This window comes from Ruegeria sp. HKCCSP351 (assembly GCF_017872535.1).
In the GTDB taxonomy this organism is placed as follows: domain Bacteria; phylum Pseudomonadota; class Alphaproteobacteria; order Rhodobacterales; family Rhodobacteraceae; genus Ruegeria.
On record NZ_JAEDOV010000006.1, the window covers coordinates 101,909 to 118,631 of the forward strand.

16 protein-coding genes are annotated in these 16,723 nt (G+C 59.0%); 7 read left to right on the top strand and 9 right to left on the bottom strand.

The genetic code is table 11. The features are described 5' to 3' along the window. Positions 1-34: 34 nt before the first annotated feature. The 5 genes from moeB to I9182_RS13540 form a co-directional block, all read right to left on the bottom strand. Positions 35-1,084, bottom strand: a complete 1,050-nt coding sequence (gene moeB, locus I9182_RS13520) for a molybdopterin-synthase adenylyltransferase MoeB (protein ID WP_209598603.1) — start codon at positions 1,082-1,084, stop codon at positions 35-37. Beyond that, on the bottom strand, positions 1,084-1,539 hold the full coding sequence (gene dut, locus I9182_RS13525; protein WP_209506428.1) for a dUTP diphosphatase: 456 nt from the start codon (positions 1,537-1,539) through the stop codon (positions 1,084-1,086). Before dut ends, moeB begins: the two co-directional genes overlap by 1 nt. Before the next feature lie 15 nt (positions 1,540-1,554). Continuing rightward, positions 1,555-2,751 carry a bifunctional phosphopantothenoylcysteine decarboxylase/phosphopantothenate--cysteine ligase CoaBC gene (gene coaBC, locus I9182_RS13530; RefSeq protein WP_209598604.1) on the bottom strand — a complete coding sequence of 399 codons (1,197 nt, stop codon included), beginning with the start codon at positions 2,749-2,751 and terminating at the stop codon, positions 1,555-1,557. Between the two features lie 63 nt (positions 2,752-2,814). Then, complete coding sequence (locus I9182_RS13535; protein ID WP_209598605.1) at positions 2,815-3,639, bottom strand: ChaN family lipoprotein; 825 nt, start codon at positions 3,637-3,639, stop codon at positions 2,815-2,817. Next, a complete protein-coding gene (locus tag I9182_RS13540; protein ID WP_209598606.1) occupies positions 3,636-4,514 on the bottom strand; it encodes an RNA polymerase factor sigma-32 in 879 nt (292 codons plus the stop codon). Before I9182_RS13540 ends, I9182_RS13535 begins: the two co-directional genes overlap by 4 nt. Before the next feature lie 101 nt (positions 4,515-4,615). On the opposite strand from I9182_RS13540, the gene cobU reads away from it, so the two are divergent. Genes cobU through I9182_RS13560 form a run of 4 tightly spaced genes read left to right on the top strand, consistent with a single transcriptional unit; the run spans position 4,616 to position 8,216 of the window. Beyond that, positions 4,616-5,137, top strand: coding sequence for a bifunctional adenosylcobinamide kinase/adenosylcobinamide-phosphate guanylyltransferase (gene cobU / locus I9182_RS13545; RefSeq protein WP_209598607.1), 522 nt, complete (start codon positions 4,616-4,618; stop codon positions 5,135-5,137). After that, on the top strand, positions 5,134-5,712 hold the full coding sequence (locus I9182_RS13550; RefSeq protein WP_209598608.1) for a histidine phosphatase family protein: 579 nt from the start codon (positions 5,134-5,136) through the stop codon (positions 5,710-5,712). The genes cobU and I9182_RS13550 overlap by 4 nt, the downstream gene beginning before the upstream one ends. A gap of 58 nt (positions 5,713-5,770) precedes the next feature. Beyond that, the gene (locus tag I9182_RS13555) at positions 5,771-6,655 is read left to right on the top strand and encodes a glutathione S-transferase (protein WP_209598609.1); all 885 of its coding nucleotides are present in this window, start codon (positions 5,771-5,773) and stop codon (positions 6,653-6,655) included. A gap of 46 nt (positions 6,656-6,701) precedes the next feature. Then, positions 6,702-8,216 (top strand): YifB family Mg chelatase-like AAA ATPase, encoded by a 1,515-nt coding sequence (locus I9182_RS13560; protein ID WP_209598611.1) that lies wholly within the window; start codon positions 6,702-6,704, stop codon positions 8,214-8,216. Here I9182_RS13560 and gshB read toward each other — a convergent pair. From gshB to rsmI, 3 genes are all read right to left on the bottom strand, one after another. Beyond that, positions 8,213-9,145: a glutathione synthase gene (gene gshB, locus I9182_RS13565; protein WP_209598613.1), complete on the bottom strand. Its 933-nt coding sequence runs from the start codon at positions 9,143-9,145 to the stop codon at positions 8,213-8,215. The genes I9182_RS13560 and gshB overlap by 4 nt on opposite strands. 61 nt (positions 9,146-9,206) lie before the next feature. Next, positions 9,207-9,578, bottom strand: a complete 372-nt coding sequence (locus I9182_RS13570) for a YraN family protein (RefSeq protein ID WP_209598615.1) — start codon at positions 9,576-9,578, stop codon at positions 9,207-9,209. A gap of 1 nt (position 9,579) precedes the next feature. Continuing rightward, entirely contained in the window at positions 9,580-10,437 is an 858-nt protein-coding gene (rsmI, locus tag I9182_RS13575) for a 16S rRNA (cytidine(1402)-2'-O)-methyltransferase (RefSeq protein WP_209598617.1), read from the bottom strand. A gap of 88 nt (positions 10,438-10,525) precedes the next feature. Between rsmI and I9182_RS13580 the strand changes: the two genes are divergently transcribed. The 3 genes from I9182_RS13580 to murJ are packed head-to-tail and all read left to right on the top strand — an operon-like array spanning position 10,526 to position 16,015. Further along, a complete protein-coding gene (locus I9182_RS13580) occupies positions 10,526-11,698 on the top strand; it encodes a penicillin-binding protein activator (RefSeq protein ID WP_209598619.1) in 1,173 nt (390 codons plus the stop codon). Next, on the top strand, positions 11,658-14,477 hold the full coding sequence (locus I9182_RS13585) for a [protein-PII] uridylyltransferase (RefSeq protein WP_209598621.1): 2,820 nt from the start codon (positions 11,658-11,660) through the stop codon (positions 14,475-14,477). The genes I9182_RS13580 and I9182_RS13585 overlap by 41 nt, the downstream gene beginning before the upstream one ends. After that, on the top strand, positions 14,474-16,015 hold the full coding sequence (gene murJ, locus I9182_RS13590; protein WP_209598624.1) for a murein biosynthesis integral membrane protein MurJ: 1,542 nt from the start codon (positions 14,474-14,476) through the stop codon (positions 16,013-16,015). The genes I9182_RS13585 and murJ overlap by 4 nt, the downstream gene beginning before the upstream one ends. Here the strand turns inward: murJ and I9182_RS13595 are convergent, their stop codons facing one another. After that, positions 16,016-16,702 (bottom strand): rhomboid family intramembrane serine protease, encoded by a 687-nt coding sequence (locus tag I9182_RS13595; RefSeq protein ID WP_209598625.1) that lies wholly within the window; start codon positions 16,700-16,702, stop codon positions 16,016-16,018. Positions 16,703-16,723: the final 21 nt, after the last annotated feature.

Sequence of the window (16,723 nt, forward strand, 5' to 3'; positions counted from 1 at the left end):
GTGTTCCAGAACCCCCAGCCCACATTAAGAAAGGTTAATTGCTTGCGGCACCACAAATGGGGCAATCGGCACGGCGGGTCAGAGTGATCTTGCGACTTTCACCGTACAGGGCGTCGTAGATCAGCATCTCGCCCCGCAGCGCCATGCCAGCGCCCGTTATCACCTTGATCGCCTCGACCGCCATCATCGATCCGACGACGCCCGGCAATGGGCCAATCACACCAGCCTCGGAACAGGACGGGGCCAGACCGGGGGCCGGGGCTTCGGGAAAGATACACTGATAGCACGGGCTGCCATTGGCTGGGTCAAACACGCTGAGCTGCCCTTCCCACTGCGACAAGGCCCCCGAGATCAGTGGCTTGCCCAACGCGACAGCAGTCCGGTTGGCCAGATAGCGGGTCTCAAAATTATCCGTACCGTCAAGGATCAGATCGAAGTCCGCAAAAAGATCTGCTGCGATTTCATCGCTCAATCTGCGATGAAAGGGCAGAACCTCCACATTCGGGTTCTGCGCCTCCATCGCTTGTTGGGCGGAAAAGACCTTGGGCATATCGATATCTGCATCGCGGTGGATCACCTGCCGCTGCAGGTTCGCATTCTCGACTATGTCGTCGTCAATGACCCCGATTGTACCCACACCTGCGGCCGCCAGGTATTGCAGCGCCGGGGCGCCTAAACCTCCCGCGCCGATCACCAGAACACGGGCCTGTTTCAACTTTTTCTGACCCGGCCCGCCCAATTCGCGCAGCACAATGTGACGGGCATACCGGTTCAGTTCGGTTTCGGTGAAACGGTCAGAGGGCATGGTGGTTTCCGGCTTGGATGCTTGTACTGCGCGGTTACGCAGGGCCTTCAGCACACGGCCATATAACAAAACGATGCCCGCGAAACCTGCAAGGATCAGCCACAGCGCCGCAGACCCACCGGTTGCTTCGCGCAGAGGATGCCCATCCGGCAAGATCAGATGAGACAGGATCACCCCGACCAACAACACACTCACCGACACCACGCGCGCGGTTTTTGACGTGCCGACGACATAGCCAACGCCCCATAACCCCGCTGCCAGAACAAGAACCAGCAGCATCAGCCGCGCCCGGTCGAGCCGAAACCGCCAGCCCCGCGATCTGTTTTACCCAATGCCTCAGCCAGTTCGAATGCAGCCTGCACGACAGGGGCAACTACCAGCTGCGCGATACGATCGCCATGGGCAATCTCGAACGGTTCCTGACCGGCATTCATCACGATTACCCCTAGAGGTCCGCGATAGTCACTGTCGATAGTGCCCGGCGTATTGGGCAGCGTGATCCCGTGTTTCAGTGCAAGGCCCGAGCGGGGACGAACCTGAACCTCGTATCCCTGCGGGATTTCAATGCGCAGACCGGTCGGAACAAGCGCCCGCTGTCCGGGCTCCAGCATGATCGAAGCCCCCTGGGGCAAGTTGGCCCGCACGTCCGCGCCAGCAGCACCCGCAGTTTCGTAAGACGGAAGCGCCACGGCGGGGTCTGCCCCGTCTTCGCGGATCACTCGAATTGCAACCATGGTTTTGCCTTTCCTTCAGCCCGCCAACGCGTCCGCGATCCTGCTTGCCAACCGCCGCGCAACCTCGGCCTTGCCCATACGCGGCCATTCCTCGGCTCCGCTGTCCGAAATCAGGATAACCGCATTCTCGGACCCGCCCATGATCCCGGTGGTAGGGCTGACATCGTTGGCAACAATCCAGTCACAGCCTTTGCGCAGCCGCTTGGCGGTGGCATGTTCGATCACGTCATCGGTCTCGGCCGCAAAGCCGACAACCAAAGGTGGGCGCCCATTTTCCATCCGCGAGACACGTTTGAGAATGTCGGGGTTCTCGGCAAACTCCAGAACCGGCAAACCGTCCCGGCTTTTCTTCAGCTTCTTGTCCGACGCACTGGCCACGCGCCAATCTGCCACCGCCGCCGCAAACACGCCCGCATCGACGGGCAGCGCCGCATCAACCGCGTCCGACATCTGTTGCGCGGTCTCGACCGGCACGACCTGCACACCCGACGGTGGCGGTACGTCCGCGGGGCCCGTGACAAAGATCACCTCGGCCCCTAATTCCGCAAGTGCCTGTGCCACGGCCGAGCCCTGCGCCCCGGAAGAGCGGTTCGCGATATACCGGACCGGATCAATCGGCTCATGCGTCGGACCCGAAGTTACCAGCACGCGCTTACCCACCAAAGGTCCTGCCGCAAATTGCGCCTCAACCGCCGCGACGATTTCCAGCGGTTCCGACATGCGCCCAGGGCCATATTCACCGCAGGCCATATCACCTTCGTTTGGGCCAACAAAGCACACGCCATCCGCTTGAAGCTGCTTCAGGTTGCGTCGCGTCGCCGGGTGTTCCCACATGCGTACATTCATCGCGGGTGCACACAGAACGGGCGTGTCCGTTGCCATCAGAAGGGTCGATGCCAGATCATTTGCCAACCCCCCCGCCATCTTGCCCATCAGGTCCGCTGTTGCGGGGGCCACGACGATCAGATCGGCAGAGCGTGACAGCTGGATATGACCCATCTCGGCCTCGGCGGTCAGATCGAACAGGTCACCATAGACCTTTTCTGAGGCAAGGGCAGACACGGACAGAGGTGTTACAAATTCCTCTGCCGCACGCGTCAGCACAGGCGTTACGGCCGCGCCACGTTCACGCAGCCTGCGGATCAGGTCCAGCGATTTGTAGGCCGCGATGCCGCCGCCGATGATCAGCAGAATGCGTTTGGATGACAGCATGTTCAGCCCTTCCTGTCCCGGTCGGCCCCGACATTAGGCAAGCCCAGCAGGTTGTTCCAGCGATTAATTCTGAACCTGAAACGCCGCACAGGGATCTTCACGCTCGACTGTGGGGCTGTCGATTACGATATCAAAGTCACCGTCGATGATGTCGTCCTCGGACTGTCCGACCGAGACCACCTTCCATCCGGGTTGAAGGCGTTCAAGAAATGTCGGGATACCTCGGTCTTTGCGCGCATGCCCGTTCCCAGTGATCACGGCAACCGGGCCGCCGGTTTCTTCCATCGCGCGCATCACCGCGCGCGCAAGAACCGCATCGCGCAAACGCTGGATCGCGACCATCTGGGGTAACATTTCGGGTGGGAGAGCATCGCAATGCGCGGCCATTTGATCTGCCTCACGCGCCTCCTGCTCCTCGGGCGTCAGCGGTACAGTCAAACCATAGCGCGCCGCGTCTGCACCCAGCGCCGTGGCGGCCCCGCGTTCCATCGCAGCCCGCGCGGCAGCACGCGGCACCATGGCCCCGTAAACCGGCGCACCGGAGGCCTTGAACACCGGATAATACAGCCTAAGTGGTGGCCAGCCGCTTTCTGCCCATTGCAGAATTCGGCTCAACTCTTCCGGGTTGGACACCGCTTTTTGCGCCAGCCGTTGCGCGCCTTCTTCGGTGACCATCTCCCAGACAACGGCCGAGGGTGAGATCTTCATAATCGCTTCAGCTTGAACAAGGTGGTGGCGGGGATTGTCGTGAACCTCACCCAGAATTACCACATCTGCATCCCGCATCGCGAGAGCCGCATCATCGGAAATAAGATCTTCCGCCAGTCCGGGTCGCGCCGCTGTGACCATAAGGCCCAGAACACACGCAAGAATCGCAAGCTGTTTCATGCGATGAAGTGTTGCACCTCGCTCGACTGGGCTTCAAGGTTCTTGCGCATTTTTGCGAACGCTGCGGCCTCAAGCTGTCGCACCCGCTCCTTGGACAGTCCCAACTCGACGCCGAGACTCTCCAGTGTCCGCGCAGGCTCGCGCAGTTTGCGTTCGCGCACAATGAACCGCTCGCGGTCATTCAGTGCGTTCATCGCGATCAGCAACCACTGGCGCAACTGTTCGGTGTCGTGGGTGTGTTCAACTGCTTCGGCGGCCTGTTCGCGTTCATCTTCCAGCGCATCGATCCATTCACGCCCGTCTTCGTCGGCGGATTGCACCGCGTTCAGGGAAAAATCCGACCCTGACAGCCGACCTTCCATCAGTTCAACGTCGCGCAATGGAACCCCGATTTCCGTGGCGATCATCTGACGCAGCTGGTGGCGATCCAGCTCAAGCCCTTCGGTCGCGGCCTCGCGTTCCAGCCGGGCCTGAACCCGACGCATGTTAAAAAACAGCGATTTCTGCGCCGAGGTGGACCCCGTTCGCACCATGGACCAGTTCCGCATCACATAATCCTGAATGCTCGCCTTGATCCACCACACCGCATAAGTCGAAAACCGCACCCCACGATCAGGGTCGAACTTGTCTGCGGCCTTCATCAAACCCAGACCGGCCTCCTGGATAAGGTCATTCATCGGCGCGCCATAGCGTTTGAACTTGGCCGCCATCGAAATTGCCAGCCGCATATACGCTGTGATCAGGCGGTGCAGCGCCTGTTCATCACGCTGGTCACGCCAGGCATAGGCCAGCCTCAGTTCCGTTTCCGCATCCAGCAACTCGGCCTTCATCGCTTGCCGGGACATCGAAAAATCTGTCGCGTTGTCCAGTGCCATAAACCTCTCCCCCTGATTTGCAGGCGTTGGCCGGGCTTGCCATGCCGACCTATGACCGATACGCAAAACAGCACTAATTGGATCATCTTTAGGTAAGTACTGTGGCGTCAGATTTAACCTTAATTCTGGGCGGAGCTGCTTCAGGCAAGTCGGCATTTGCCGAGAACCTCGTTGTTTCCACAAGGAAAAATCGAGTTTACCTGGCGACATCACAAGTGTTTGATGACGAGATGCGGCAGAAGGTTGATCGCCATCTGGAACAGCGGGGCGGCGGGTGGACCACGATTGAAGAGCCTCTTGACCTGGGGCCGGTGCTGTCCAGCCTGTCCTCGGATCAGGTATGTCTGGTCGATTGCGCCACCATGTGGCTCAGCAATCACTTGCTGGCCGAAACCGATATGGGCGAGGTCCAAACTGGCCTGCTAAAGGAGCTGCGCGCATGCCCGGCGCAGATTGTGATCGTGTCGAACGAAGTCGGACACGGTATTGTTCCCGATAACACGCTTGCCCGCCGCTTTCGCGAAGCGCAGGGCCGGCTGAACATTGCACTTGCGGCGCAGGCTAAACTGGTGGTCCAGGTGACCGCGGGGTTGCCGTTGGTCCTGAAAGGGCAGCTGCCGTGACGCGACTGCATCTTGTTCGCCACGGGCCCACGCATGCAAAGACGATGGTTGGCTGGTCCGATCTGCCTGCTGATCTAAGCGATACAGCAGCCCTGAAGCGCCTGCACGACCATTTGCCACCCGATGCACTTGTGATTTCGTCCGACCTGTCGCGTGCAATTGACACTGCTTCTGCCATTCAAGGCCAGCGTCGCCGTCTGCCACATCACCCGGACCTGCGGGAAATCCATTTCGGTCAGTGGGAGCTTCGCGAATTTGCCGAGATTGAAGCCGAAGACCCCGAGCTGGCTTTTGCCTATTGGGACAACCCCGGTGATGTCCGCCCACCGCAAGGTGAAAGCTGGAATGAGGTCCGCGACCGGGTAGATTCCGCGATCAACGCGCTTGTTTCCGCGCATACAGGCCGCAATCTGGTGATCGTCGCCCATTTCGGTGTAATCCTTACGCAAGTACAACGCGCCCTTGGTCTGGACGGGCAGCAGACATTTGCGCATCGGATCGACAACCTTTCCGTTACGGATATTGCCGTCAACGGCGGGGCGTGGACTGTCGGATCGATCAATCACCTTCCGTGAACAGGCCCAACACAAATCACTGTTTTACCGGTCGTCAAAGCTGCGGCATCGTCCGCACATGACTTATGACCTTTATATCGGCGATCGCCTCTTCTCCAGTTGGTCAATGCGCGGCTGGTTGATGCTTGAGAAATTCAACCTGCCCTATCGCAGCCACATGATCGGCCTCTATTCCGGCACCATGGCGCAAGACATGGAACCGCTGGCCCCTGCCCGCCTTGTTCCTGCATTGCACCTACCGGATGGAACGGTTGTGGGGGAAAGCCTGGCGATGGCCGAAACCCTGGCCGAACGCCACCCCGATGCCGGATTGTGGCCTTCGGATGCCGCAGCCCGGGCAACCGCCCGCTGGCTATGCGCCGAAATGGTAGCCGGATTCAGCGCCCTGCGTGGAGAATGCGCCATGCAGCTGCGCAACGTGTGGCAAGGCTTTACGCCGTCTGAGGCGATTTTATCAGACCTAGAGAGGATTGAAACACTCTGGGCACATGCGCGGAGCGTGTCAGGGGCAGACCGGGGCCCGTTATTTGGTGCCTATTCACTGGCGGACGTCTTCTACACACCTGTCGCTGCGCGGATCGTCGGATATGGGCTGGCGGTGTCAGAGGCGAACCGTGCTTATTGCATGGAATTGCTCTCTGATCCCCTCGTCAGACAGTGGCGCGCCATGGGATTGACCGTTGAGTACGACACCTTCCCATACGCGCAGGACTTGCCGTCCAGCCCTTGGCCGGTCGGGGGTGTATCTGCCGCGAAGCCGGTTTCAGGTGGTCCGTCAGTCAACGCCGTCTGCCCGTATTCCGGCAAGCCTGTGACCGAGTTCCTGGAGCTAGACGGACAATGCTGGGGGTTCTGCAACCCATTCTGCCGGAACAAAACTGTGGCCGACCCCGAAGCATGGCCCAAATTCGCGGCCATGCGCGCAGCCGTTAACGACTCTTAAACCAGAACCGTGGCAGCAACGTCCTGTTAACCAAAACAGGACTGCCATGGTCGCCCGCGCCCACACCGTTGCTTTTCAAGGAGTCGATGCCCGCCCGGTCGAGGTGCAATGCGCAGTCTCACCCGGACTGCCCGCCTTTTCCATCGTGGGCCTGCCCGACAAAGCCGTGTCCGAGGCGCGTGACCGCGTCCGCAGCGCGCTGAGCGCGATGGCCATTGCGCTGCCGTCCAAGCGGATCACCATCAACCTGTCCCCCGCCGATCTTCCCAAAGAAGGCAGTCATTTCGACCTGCCCATCGCGGTGGCGCTTTTGTCCGCGCTCGATATCATCCCTGCCGATGCCGCAGAAAGTACCGTTGCATTGGGGGAATTGTCGCTCGACGGTTCTCTGGTGCCCGTTGTTGGTGCCTTGCCTGCCGCCATGACGGCCGCTACAGAAGACCGCGCATTGCTTTGCCCGCGCGCCTCCAGCGCCGAGGCCGCTTGGGTAGATGCCACCCAGGTGATCGGCGCCGGATCGCTTGGAGAGGTCGTGCGCCACTTCTCGGGCCAATCCCCTTTGCCAGCGGCGCAACCCGGCGAAGTGACCCTGATACCGTCCAACCGCGACCTGCGCGATGTGAAAGGGCAGGAGCGCGCCAAACGTGCCTTGGAAATCGCCGCGGCCGGACGTCACCATCTGATCATGATCGGCACACCGGGATCGGGCAAATCCATGTTGGCGGCACGGCTTCCCGGTATTCTACCGCCGCTTACAGCCGTGGAAGCCCTGGAAACGTCGATGATCCAATCGCTATGCGGGTTACTGGATGAAGGTGGAATAAACCGCACACGCCCATTTCGCGAACCGCACCACACAGCCTCGATGGCAGCCATAGTTGGTGGTGGGAAAGGGGCCAAACCGGGCGAAATCTCGTTGGCCCATAATGGTGTGCTGTTCATGGATGAATTCCCTGAGTTTCCACGAACGGTTCTGGAAACTCTGCGGCAACCCATTGAAACCGGCGAAGTCATGGTAGCGCGGGCCAATGCCCATGTGAAATACCCCTGTCGTTTCATGCTGGTCGCTGCCGCCAACCCTTGCAAATGCGGTTACCTGACCGATCCGTCCCGTGCCTGTTCGCGAGCACCGGGATGTGGTGAAGATTACCTGAACCGAATCTCGGGTCCGTTAATGGACAGATTCGACCTGCGGATCGAAGTTCCGCCTGTGGGTTTCACTGATCTTGATCTGCCTCCTTCGGGCGACAGTTCGGCGACGGTTGCAGCACGTGTCGAAAGGGCGCGAGCCATTCAGGCAGACCGGTTTTGTGACACGCCGGAGTTACGACAAAACGCTGATGCAGAAGGCAAAATACTGGAAGAGATCGCCACGCCCGATGCCGAAGGAAAAGAGCTGCTGTTGAAAGCCGCAGATCGTTTCGGCCTGTCAGCCCGGGCCTTCCATAGAATCCTGAGGGTGGCGCGCACCATTGCCGATCTGGACGGTGTGACCGATATCCGCCGCCCACACGTGGCTGAAGCGCTGAGTTTTCGCATCTCTGCCCGGGTTATGGCTTAAAGCCTGGCCTCTATGGCCTGCCATATCTTTTCGGCAATATTTACGCCGTCAAACCGTTCCAGTTCCTGAATGCCGGTCGGTGAAGTCACGTTAATCTCGGTCAGATAGTCGCCAATAACGTCAATTCCTACAAAGACCTGACCTTTTTCCTTCAGCAGAGGCCCAATCGCCGCGCAGATCTCAAGATCGCGTTCGGACAAGCCGATCTTTTCCGGACGTCCGCCAACATGCATGTTCGACCGCGTTTCGCCTTCGGCTGGTACCCGGTTAATCGCACCAACCGCTTCGCCATCCACCAGGATCACCCGTTTGTCGCCATTGCTGACATCCGGCAGGAATTTCTGCACGATCAGAGGTTCGCGCGAGAATCCGGTGAACAGCTCATGCAAGGAAGTCAGGTTGCGGTCATTGGCATCAAGCCGGAACACACCCGCGCCGCCGTTCCCGTAAAGTGGTTTGAGAATGATATCGCCGTGCTTTTCTTTGAACGCCTTGATCGTCTGTAAATCGCGCGCAATCGTTGTTGGCGGGGTCAGGTCGGGGAAATCCAGCACCAACAGCTTTTCCGGGTAGTTGCGCACCCAGAACGGATCGTTGACGACCAGCGTCTGACCCTTGAGACGATCCAGCAAATGCGTGGACGTGATGTAGTGCATATCAAAAGGCGGGTCCTGGCGCAGCCAGACGACATCGAAATTGGCAAGATCCACCTCGCGTTCGGGGCCCAGAACCGCAGGATCTCCGGCAACCCTTTGCACGGTCATGTCGTGACCTCGTGCGGTGATGCGACCCTGCTGATAGGCCAAGTGATCCGGACCGTAGAAAAACAAAGAATGCCCGCGCGCCTGTGCCTCTTCCGCCAGACGGAATGAACTGTCAGCTTTGATATCCACAGCCCCGATCGGGTCCATTTGAAAGGCGATTTTCATGGCATGTCCCTCAGTTTCCCGCCAGATACATGGACCAGCACGCCTGTGGGTTCAATGGGGCTTAGCCAAAACCAAAGGCGTTTTCGATGATATGAACCGCGCCAGAGCCATCCACAAGTGCCGCGTCAAAGCGCACGTTTGTCAGCTGCCCGTCCGGCTCGTTTTCCAAGAACTGCGCTGCGGAGGCATAAATTCGTTCGATCTGCCTGCGGCTGATCCGGGCAGCGGCTTTTTCAAAGCTGGTGCTTTTCTTAACTTCGATAAACACAAGCCCGTCGCCGTCGCGCGCAATCAGGTCGATCTCTCCGCCAGCGCCCCGCCAGCGACGATGCGCTATGGCAAAGCCCCGACGTTCGTAATCTGCAGCGACCTGTGACTCTGCGGCCTGTCCGGCATGGTAAGAGATCGAACCCTGTCGTTCACGCCGCCCCATGTCATCCCTTGCCCAATTTCAGAGCTTTCTGGTAAATCGGTCGGCGCGGCAGGTCGTACATTTCCGAGACAAGATCCGCTGCATCCCGAACCGAGTGATTTTCCAAAGCTCGTTTCAAAGCTTCTTCTAAGTCGGATTCGTTAACACTTTGCGAATGACTGCGGTCCACCAGCAGGACGATCTCGCCTTTGACGGTCTTGTCCCGATACTCCTCTGCCAATTCGGACAGGCTGCCGCGGCGGACCTCTTCAAACTTTTTCGTCAGCTCTCGACAAAGCGCAGCCTGCCGTTCAGGCCCCAGGCACTCAGCCAGGTCCGACAGACAGGCGGCAACGCGTTTTGGAGATTCGTAGAACACCAATGTGCCGGGGATGTCCTTCAACGCCTCGATACGGGTACGGCGTGCTTTGGATGCGTTGGGAAGGAAGCCTGCAAAAAAGAAGGCGTCGGTGGGAAGCCCCGCCAACGTCAGGGCCGTTACAACAGCTGATGCGCCGGGGGCGCAGGTCACGGTATACCCGGCTTCCGCGGCCTGCTTGCCCAGATCATAGCCCGGATCTGCAATCAGCGGCATTCCCGCTTCGGACGCGTAGGCCACCGATTGCCCTTGCGCCAGCGCCTCCATGATCTTGCCGCGCGCGCCTGCGCCGCTGTGGTCGTGATAGGCTTGGATTCGCCGACCTTCCAGCGGGATGCCATGTATTTCCATCAAGCGACGTAAACTGCGGGTGTCTTCTGCCGCAATCACATCGGCTGAGGCCAAAACATCCAGGGCTCTGAGCGTAATGTCGCGTGCAGTTCCAATCGGAGTGGCAACAAAATACAGGCCCGCAGCCAACTTGATCTTTTGGAAATTCAAAGCTGGACCCTCACAGCGTGACGTTTATTATCGCGGCTCAACAGAACAGAAGCATTCGCAGCCGTCGGATCAGGGAGTTTTCATTTAGATGTTTACCGTTTGCAAGCCCGTAAGCAAGCTGGCGAAAGTCGCCGCTGCCCTGACGACCGCAGCGTTTCTTGCTGCCTGTGAACCGAGTGGTCTTGGCGGAGGTCCATCGATCAATACCTCGAAACCGGTTCCTGTCGCCTTGCTGGTTCCCAGAGGATCTGCGCAATCTGGTGATGCAGCGCTGGCGCAAAGCCTTGAGAATGCCGCGCGTCTTGCGATGTCGGATTTGCCGAATGTCCAGATCGACTTACGCGTTTATGACACGGCCGGAAACCCGAACACGGCGACGGCCGTTGCACAGCAGGCTGTCGCGGACGGGGCAAAAATCATCATTGGTCCGGTATATGCCCAGGCAGCAAATGCTGCCGGGTTGGCGGTGCTGAGCAAGAACGTCAACGTTCTTTCGTTTTCAAACAACGCCAGCATTGCAGGCGGCAACGTCTTTGTATTGGGCCCGACCTTTGACAACACGGCCAACCGGCTGGTGAATTATGCGAGCAGTCAGGGCAAGGTCAACACGGTGGTCGTGCACAGCAACGACGCCGCAGGACAACTGGGCCGGTCCGCAATCGCCAATGCCATAGCGAACAGTCGGGTCAACAATGCAGGGACCGTCGCATACGACCGGTCGCAACAGGGCGTCATCAATGCGGTTCCCACGATCAAGGCCACCGTCGATTCGACGGGCGCGGATTCGATCTTTCTGACGGCGACCACGGCGGGGGCATTGCCGCTGTTCTCGCAATTGCTGCCAGAGGCCGGTGTTTCTCCGGCAACCACGCAATTCATTGGCCTGACACGTTGGGATATCCCTCCGCAAACTCTGGAGCTTCCAGGGGTTCAGGGGGGGTGGTTTGCGTTGCCTGACCCGTCCAAGGCACAAGCCTACCGTCAGCGTTACAACGCAACCTACGGCGAAGCACCGCACCCGATCAGCGGCTTGGCCTATGACGGCATCGCCGCAATTGGTGCCTTGGTCAGCCAGGGCAAATCTGACGCCCTGACCGCTTCGGCCCTGACACAGAACGCCGGTTTCCAGGGTGTTGGCGGAATCTTCCGCCTACGCCCGGACGGCACCAACGAACGCGGTCTGGCCGTTGCCACGATCCAGAACAAACAGGTGGTTGTGATTGACCCTGCCCCACAAAGCTTCTCTGGTGCCGGTTTCTGATCTGACAGGCGCGATCAACGTGCCCGAAAGCGCGTTGATCTGCCCCGCCGGGGACATCTTCGACAGCACTGCCGTCAATGATGCGCTGGCTCAGGCCTTTGAGGTCTGTCCGGACAACACCAAAATGCGGTCCGAGACGGTGCGCATTCTGCGCGAGGCTCAAAAGGCCGGCCGCGCGGCCATTGCTGAGGCATTTGGCGAACGTCCTTTCGACGCGCGCGCACTCACGCGCTCATATACATACCTGACGGATCAACTGGTTGGGACGGCGATGCTGGTCTCAAGCACACGCCTGCATCCGCTTGCAACGCCAACCCAAGGAGAAAAGATCGCCGTTCTGGCTGTTGGCGGTTACGGGCGCGGGGAAATGGCGCCGTTTTCCGACGTCGATCTGCTGTTCCTCACCCCCTACAAGATCACCGCATGGGCCGAGAGCGTCATCGAGTCGATGCTTTATATCCTGTGGGATTTGCGGCTGAAGGTCGGGCATTCGTCACGCACGATCAAGGATTGTCTGCGGCTGGGTGCCGAGGATTTCACAATCCGCACAGCGATGTTGGAGCAACGCTATCTGGCCGGTGACAAGGCGCTGGCGGACGGGTTGGACCGACGGCTGAAAGACGAACTGTTCAAGGGAACCGAACGCGAGTTCATTGAAGCCAAATTGCACGAACGTGATGAACGCCACCACAAACAAGGCGAACGTTACATGGTCGAACCCAACGTGAAAGAAGGCAAAGGCGGCTTGCGCGATTTGCAATCCCTCTACTGGATCGCGAAATATATCTATGGCGTTCAGGACGTGGCCGAACTGGTGCCTTTGGGCTTGTTCACCCCCGAAGAGTTCAAAACCTTTGTTCAGGCCGAAGAATTCCTTTGGGCTGTGCGCTCGCACCTGCATCTGGTCACCGGTCGCGCGACCGAGCAGCTTACCTTTGACATGCAGGTCGAGGTCGCCGCACGCATGGGGTACGAGGACCGTGCCGGGCGTCGCGCAGTCGAAGTGTTCATGCAGCGGTATTTCCGCGAAGCCACCCGCGTGGGTGAGTTGACGCGCATCTTCCTGACCAAACTCGAATCGCTGCATATGAAAGGTGCGCCGTTGCTGGAGCGCATTTTCCGCAGACGTCGACGGGTCAAGGCAGGTTACAAGGTGGTTCACGGCCGTCTGGATCTGGTGGAACCTGAAAAATTTCTATCCGACAAAGTGAACCTGCTGCGCCTGTTCGAAGAAGGTTTGCGGACAGGTATGCTGATCCATCCCGATGCTATGCGGCTGGTCAGCGCGAACCTGCATCTGATCGATGACGAGATGCGCTGCGACAAGGAAGCCCAGCGCATTTTCCTGGATCTGATGTTGAAACACGGCAACCCGGAACGCGCATTGCGAAGGATGAACGAGCTGGGCGTGCTGTCCGCTTTCCTGCCCGAGTTCGAGCATATCGTGGCGATGATGCAGTTCAATATGTATCACAGCTATACGGTGGACGAGCATACGATCCAATGCATCGTCAATCTTGCCCAGATCGAACGCGGAGAGCTGGTCGAATCCCTGCCTCTGGCGTCATCGATTCTGAAAGGCGGGGTGAACCGAAAGGTGCTGTATGTCGCGCTTCTTCTTCATGACATTGCGAAAGGCCGCCCCGAAGATCACTCGATTCTGGGGGCACAGATCGCGCGCAAGGTGGCGCCTCGGCTCGGTCTGAACAAATCGGACTCCGAAACCGTCGAATGGCTGGTGCGCTATCACTTGCTGATGTCCGATATGGCACAAAAACGCGATATCTCTGACCCTCGGACGGTGCGCGATTTTGCCAAGGCCGTTCAGACAACCAAGCGGCTTGATCTGCTGACGGTTCTGACGGTTTGTGACATTCGCGGTGTTGGCCCGACCACCTGGAACAACTGGAAGGCCACCTTGCTGCGCGCCCTGCATGCTGAAACAAAGCGTGCACTGGAAACCGGTATGGAAGACCTGAACCGGGCAAACCGGGGGGCCGAAGCCAAAACAGCGCTGCGCCGTGCTTTGGACAACTGGTCCAAAGCTGACCTCAAGGTCGAGACCGGGCGCCACTACGCCCCTTATTGGCAGGGCCTGAACCTTGCGACGCATATCGAATTTGCCGAGATGCTGCACACACTGGAACAAAGCGGCGATCCCGGCGCGATGGAAATTCGCCTGCAACCTGATGAAGACCGGGATGCGACGCGGGCCTGTTTTGCGATGGGCGATCACCCCGGTATTTTTGCCCGCATCGCCGGGGCACTGGCCCTGGTCGGCGCGAATGTCGTCGATGCCCGAAGCTATACCACCAAAGACGGTTACGTGACGGACGCATTCTGGATTCAGGATGCCGAAGGGCACCCGTTCGAGGCATCGCGCCTTCCACGCCTGACGCAGATGATTCACAAGACCCTGCGCGGCGAAGTCGTCGCCAAGGAAGCACTGAAGTCACGTGACAAGATCAAGAAACGCGAACGCGCTTTCAACGTGCCAACACATATCACGTTCGACAATGAGGGCTCTGAAATCTACACGATCATCGAAGTAGACACACGCGACCGCCCCGGCCTGCTGTTTGACCTGACCCGGACCCTGGCCGCGGCGAACGTGTATATCGCCAATGCCGTGATTGCGACCTATGGCGAGCAGGTGGTCGATACGTTCTACGTCAAGGACATGTTCGGCTTGAAGTATTACTCGGAAAGCAAGCAGCGCGGGCTTGAGGCCAAACTGCGCACGGCAATCACCGAAGGCGCCGAGCGTGCGGCCTCATGAAGCAAATACGCTTGTTCTCGGGCTTGTTCACGGTCGGTTTCTGGACGCTCGCCAGCCGAATTCTGGGGTTTCTGCGAGAGATACTGCTGACGGCCTATATCGGGCCGGGCCCAGTGATGGATGCCTTTGTTGCTGCCTTTCGCCTGCCCAACATGTTCCGCCGCTTTTTCGCCGAGGGGGCATTTAACGCGGCCTTTGTGCCGATGTTTTCCAAACGACTGGAAGCAGACGAAGACCCTCAGGGTTTTGCGCAGGACGCGTTCAATCTTCTGGCCGTGGCTGTTCTTGCGCTGGTCGGGCTGGCCATGGTTTTCATGCCCGGTCTGGTGTGGCTGACCGCCGAAGGGTTTTACGGCGATGAACGGTTCGATCTGGCGGTGGACTATGGATATGTTGTGTTTCCATACATCCTGTTCATGTCTCTGGCTGCCTTGTTTTCTGGTGTTCTGAATGCAACCGGGCGGTTCGCAGCGGCGGCAGCCGCACCTGTTCTGCTGAACATTTTCGCCTGCACCGCCCTGATCGCAGGTGCCATGTCCGGCGGCGAGGTGATCCGGTGGTTGATCTCAGTCATTCCGGTCGCCGGTGTCGCGCAACTGGCGTTGGTCTGGGTTGCAACCGAACGCGCCAACATCCGCATTCGCCCCAGCCTGCCGCGTCTGACGCCCGAAATGCGGCGGATGGTACGTATCGCGGTCCCGGCCGCGCTGGCGATGGGGGTCACACAGGTCAATCTGGTTGTCGGGCAATTGGTTGCATCGAAAACCGAAAAGGCCGTCAGTTGGTTGTTTGCCGCAGACAGGCTCTACCAGTTGCCTTTGGGAGTGGTAGGCATTGCTGTCGGCATAGTCTTGTTGCCGGACCTGTCCCGCCGCTTGCGCGCGGATGACAAAGAAGGCGCACGCAATGCCTTTTCCCGGGCCGGTGAGTTCACATTGCTGCTGACGCTGCCTTCGACTGTGGCCTTCGTGGTTATGCCAACCCCCCTCGTGTCGGTGCTGTTCGAACGCGGCCAGTTCGGCCCCGAGGACACGGCCGCCACGGCCCTTGCGGTTGCCATCTACGGGGTCGGGCTTCCGGCCTTCATGTTGCAAAAATTGCTGCAACCACTGTTTTTTGCACGCGAGGATACACGTTCCCCGTTTCACTACGCGATTGTTGCGATGATCGTGAACGCAGCTCTGGCGTTTGGTCTGTTTCCACTGGTGGGCTGGATCGCGCCGGCAATTGCCGCATCGACTGCCGGGTGGGCGATGGTCGTTCTGCTGGCACTTGGCGCACGACGAATGGGTGAAGAGGCGCGCTTCGATGTCCGGTTCAGAAAGCGCGCAGGCCGGATTGTGGCCGCTTCGCTTGGAATGGGCGCGATCTTATACGCAGCGCTTTACCTGTTCGGGTGGGCATTGGGTGTTCCCGGCTGGCGCTATCTGGCACTGCTGGTCCTGATCATGGTCGCGGCCGTCTCATATTTCCTTCTGGGCCATATCTTCGGCGCTTTCAAACTGTCGGAGTTCAAGCAAGCCCTGCGCCGGTCGTGATCAATCCCGGCGAATGCGTCCGACGATCCGTGACCACGCGCCCGGTGCAACAAGAAAAGACAAGCCAAAACCGGTGGCAAACCCACCCAGATCAGCAACCCATTCCCAGTTGCCACCAAAGATCAGGCCGAAAAGAAACTGTATGCCCATAAGGACGGCAATCAATTGAAATGCCCGTGCTTGGTTTGCACCTACAAGTGACAGTTTGCGCCACAACAACCACGTAAATGCGCCAATCAGACCATACACCGGCGGGAACCCTCCAATCAGCGGATAGCGTGGGTCCAGTAACACAGCGTAGGCTAATGCGCCGCCAATGCCCGACATGACAAAAATCAGCAGCATCGGGAAACCGCCAAACACTTCGCCAACCATTTTGCCCATCGCCAGTACGAAAACACAGACGAAAATTGCCTGCGTGAAATTGGCGGATACAAAGGGATAGGTCACGAAGCGGATGACATGCTCGAATGGCCAGCGCCCATTCAGAACCATCCAGTCGAAAATATCCGCAGAGAACGCGTAATGCTGGATCGCATCCAGCCGCCAGCCCACCGCTGCTGGCCCTCCGACCAGCCCGCGTGATCCCAGCGTGAAGGCAATTTCTATCCCGATGATGAACAGAACCAGTGCCACCACAGCAGGTGGCAGAGGGTTCACAGGCGGCGTGTAATGTTCACTGCTCATTGGGCTGGCCTTTCGCGGCTG

Bases quoted from the DNA above. Each gene is read 5' to 3' on its own strand.
- moeB (WP_209598603.1), bottom strand. From the start codon at position 1,084: ATGCTGCTGGTTCTTGTTCTGGCAGCGGGGTTATGGGGCGTTGGCTAT.
- dut (WP_209506428.1), bottom strand. From the start codon at position 1,539: ATGGTTGCAATTCGAGTGATCCGCGAAGACGGGGCAGACCCCGCCGTG.
- coaBC (WP_209598604.1), bottom strand. From the start codon at position 2,751: ATGCTGTCATCCAAACGCATTCTGCTGATCATCGGCGGCGGCATCGCG.
- I9182_RS13535 (WP_209598605.1), bottom strand. From the start codon at position 3,639: ATGAAACAGCTTGCGATTCTTGCGTGTGTTCTGGGCCTTATGGTCACA.
- I9182_RS13540 (WP_209598606.1), bottom strand. From the start codon at position 4,514: ATGGCACTGGACAACGCGACAGATTTTTCGATGTCCCGGCAAGCGATG.
- I9182_RS13555 (WP_209598609.1), top strand. From the start codon at position 5,771: ATGACTTATGACCTTTATATCGGCGATCGCCTCTTCTCCAGTTGGTCA.
- I9182_RS13560 (WP_209598611.1), top strand. From the start codon at position 6,702: ATGGTCGCCCGCGCCCACACCGTTGCTTTTCAAGGAGTCGATGCCCGC.
- gshB (WP_209598613.1), bottom strand. From the start codon at position 9,145: ATGAAAATCGCCTTTCAAATGGACCCGATCGGGGCTGTGGATATCAAA.
- I9182_RS13570 (WP_209598615.1), bottom strand. From the start codon at position 9,578: ATGGGGCGGCGTGAACGACAGGGTTCGATCTCTTACCATGCCGGACAG.
- I9182_RS13580 (WP_209598619.1), top strand. From the start codon at position 10,526: ATGTTTACCGTTTGCAAGCCCGTAAGCAAGCTGGCGAAAGTCGCCGCT.
- murJ (WP_209598624.1), top strand. From the start codon at position 14,474: ATGAAGCAAATACGCTTGTTCTCGGGCTTGTTCACGGTCGGTTTCTGG.
- I9182_RS13595 (WP_209598625.1), bottom strand. From the start codon at position 16,702: ATGAGCAGTGAACATTACACGCCGCCTGTGAACCCTCTGCCACCTGCT.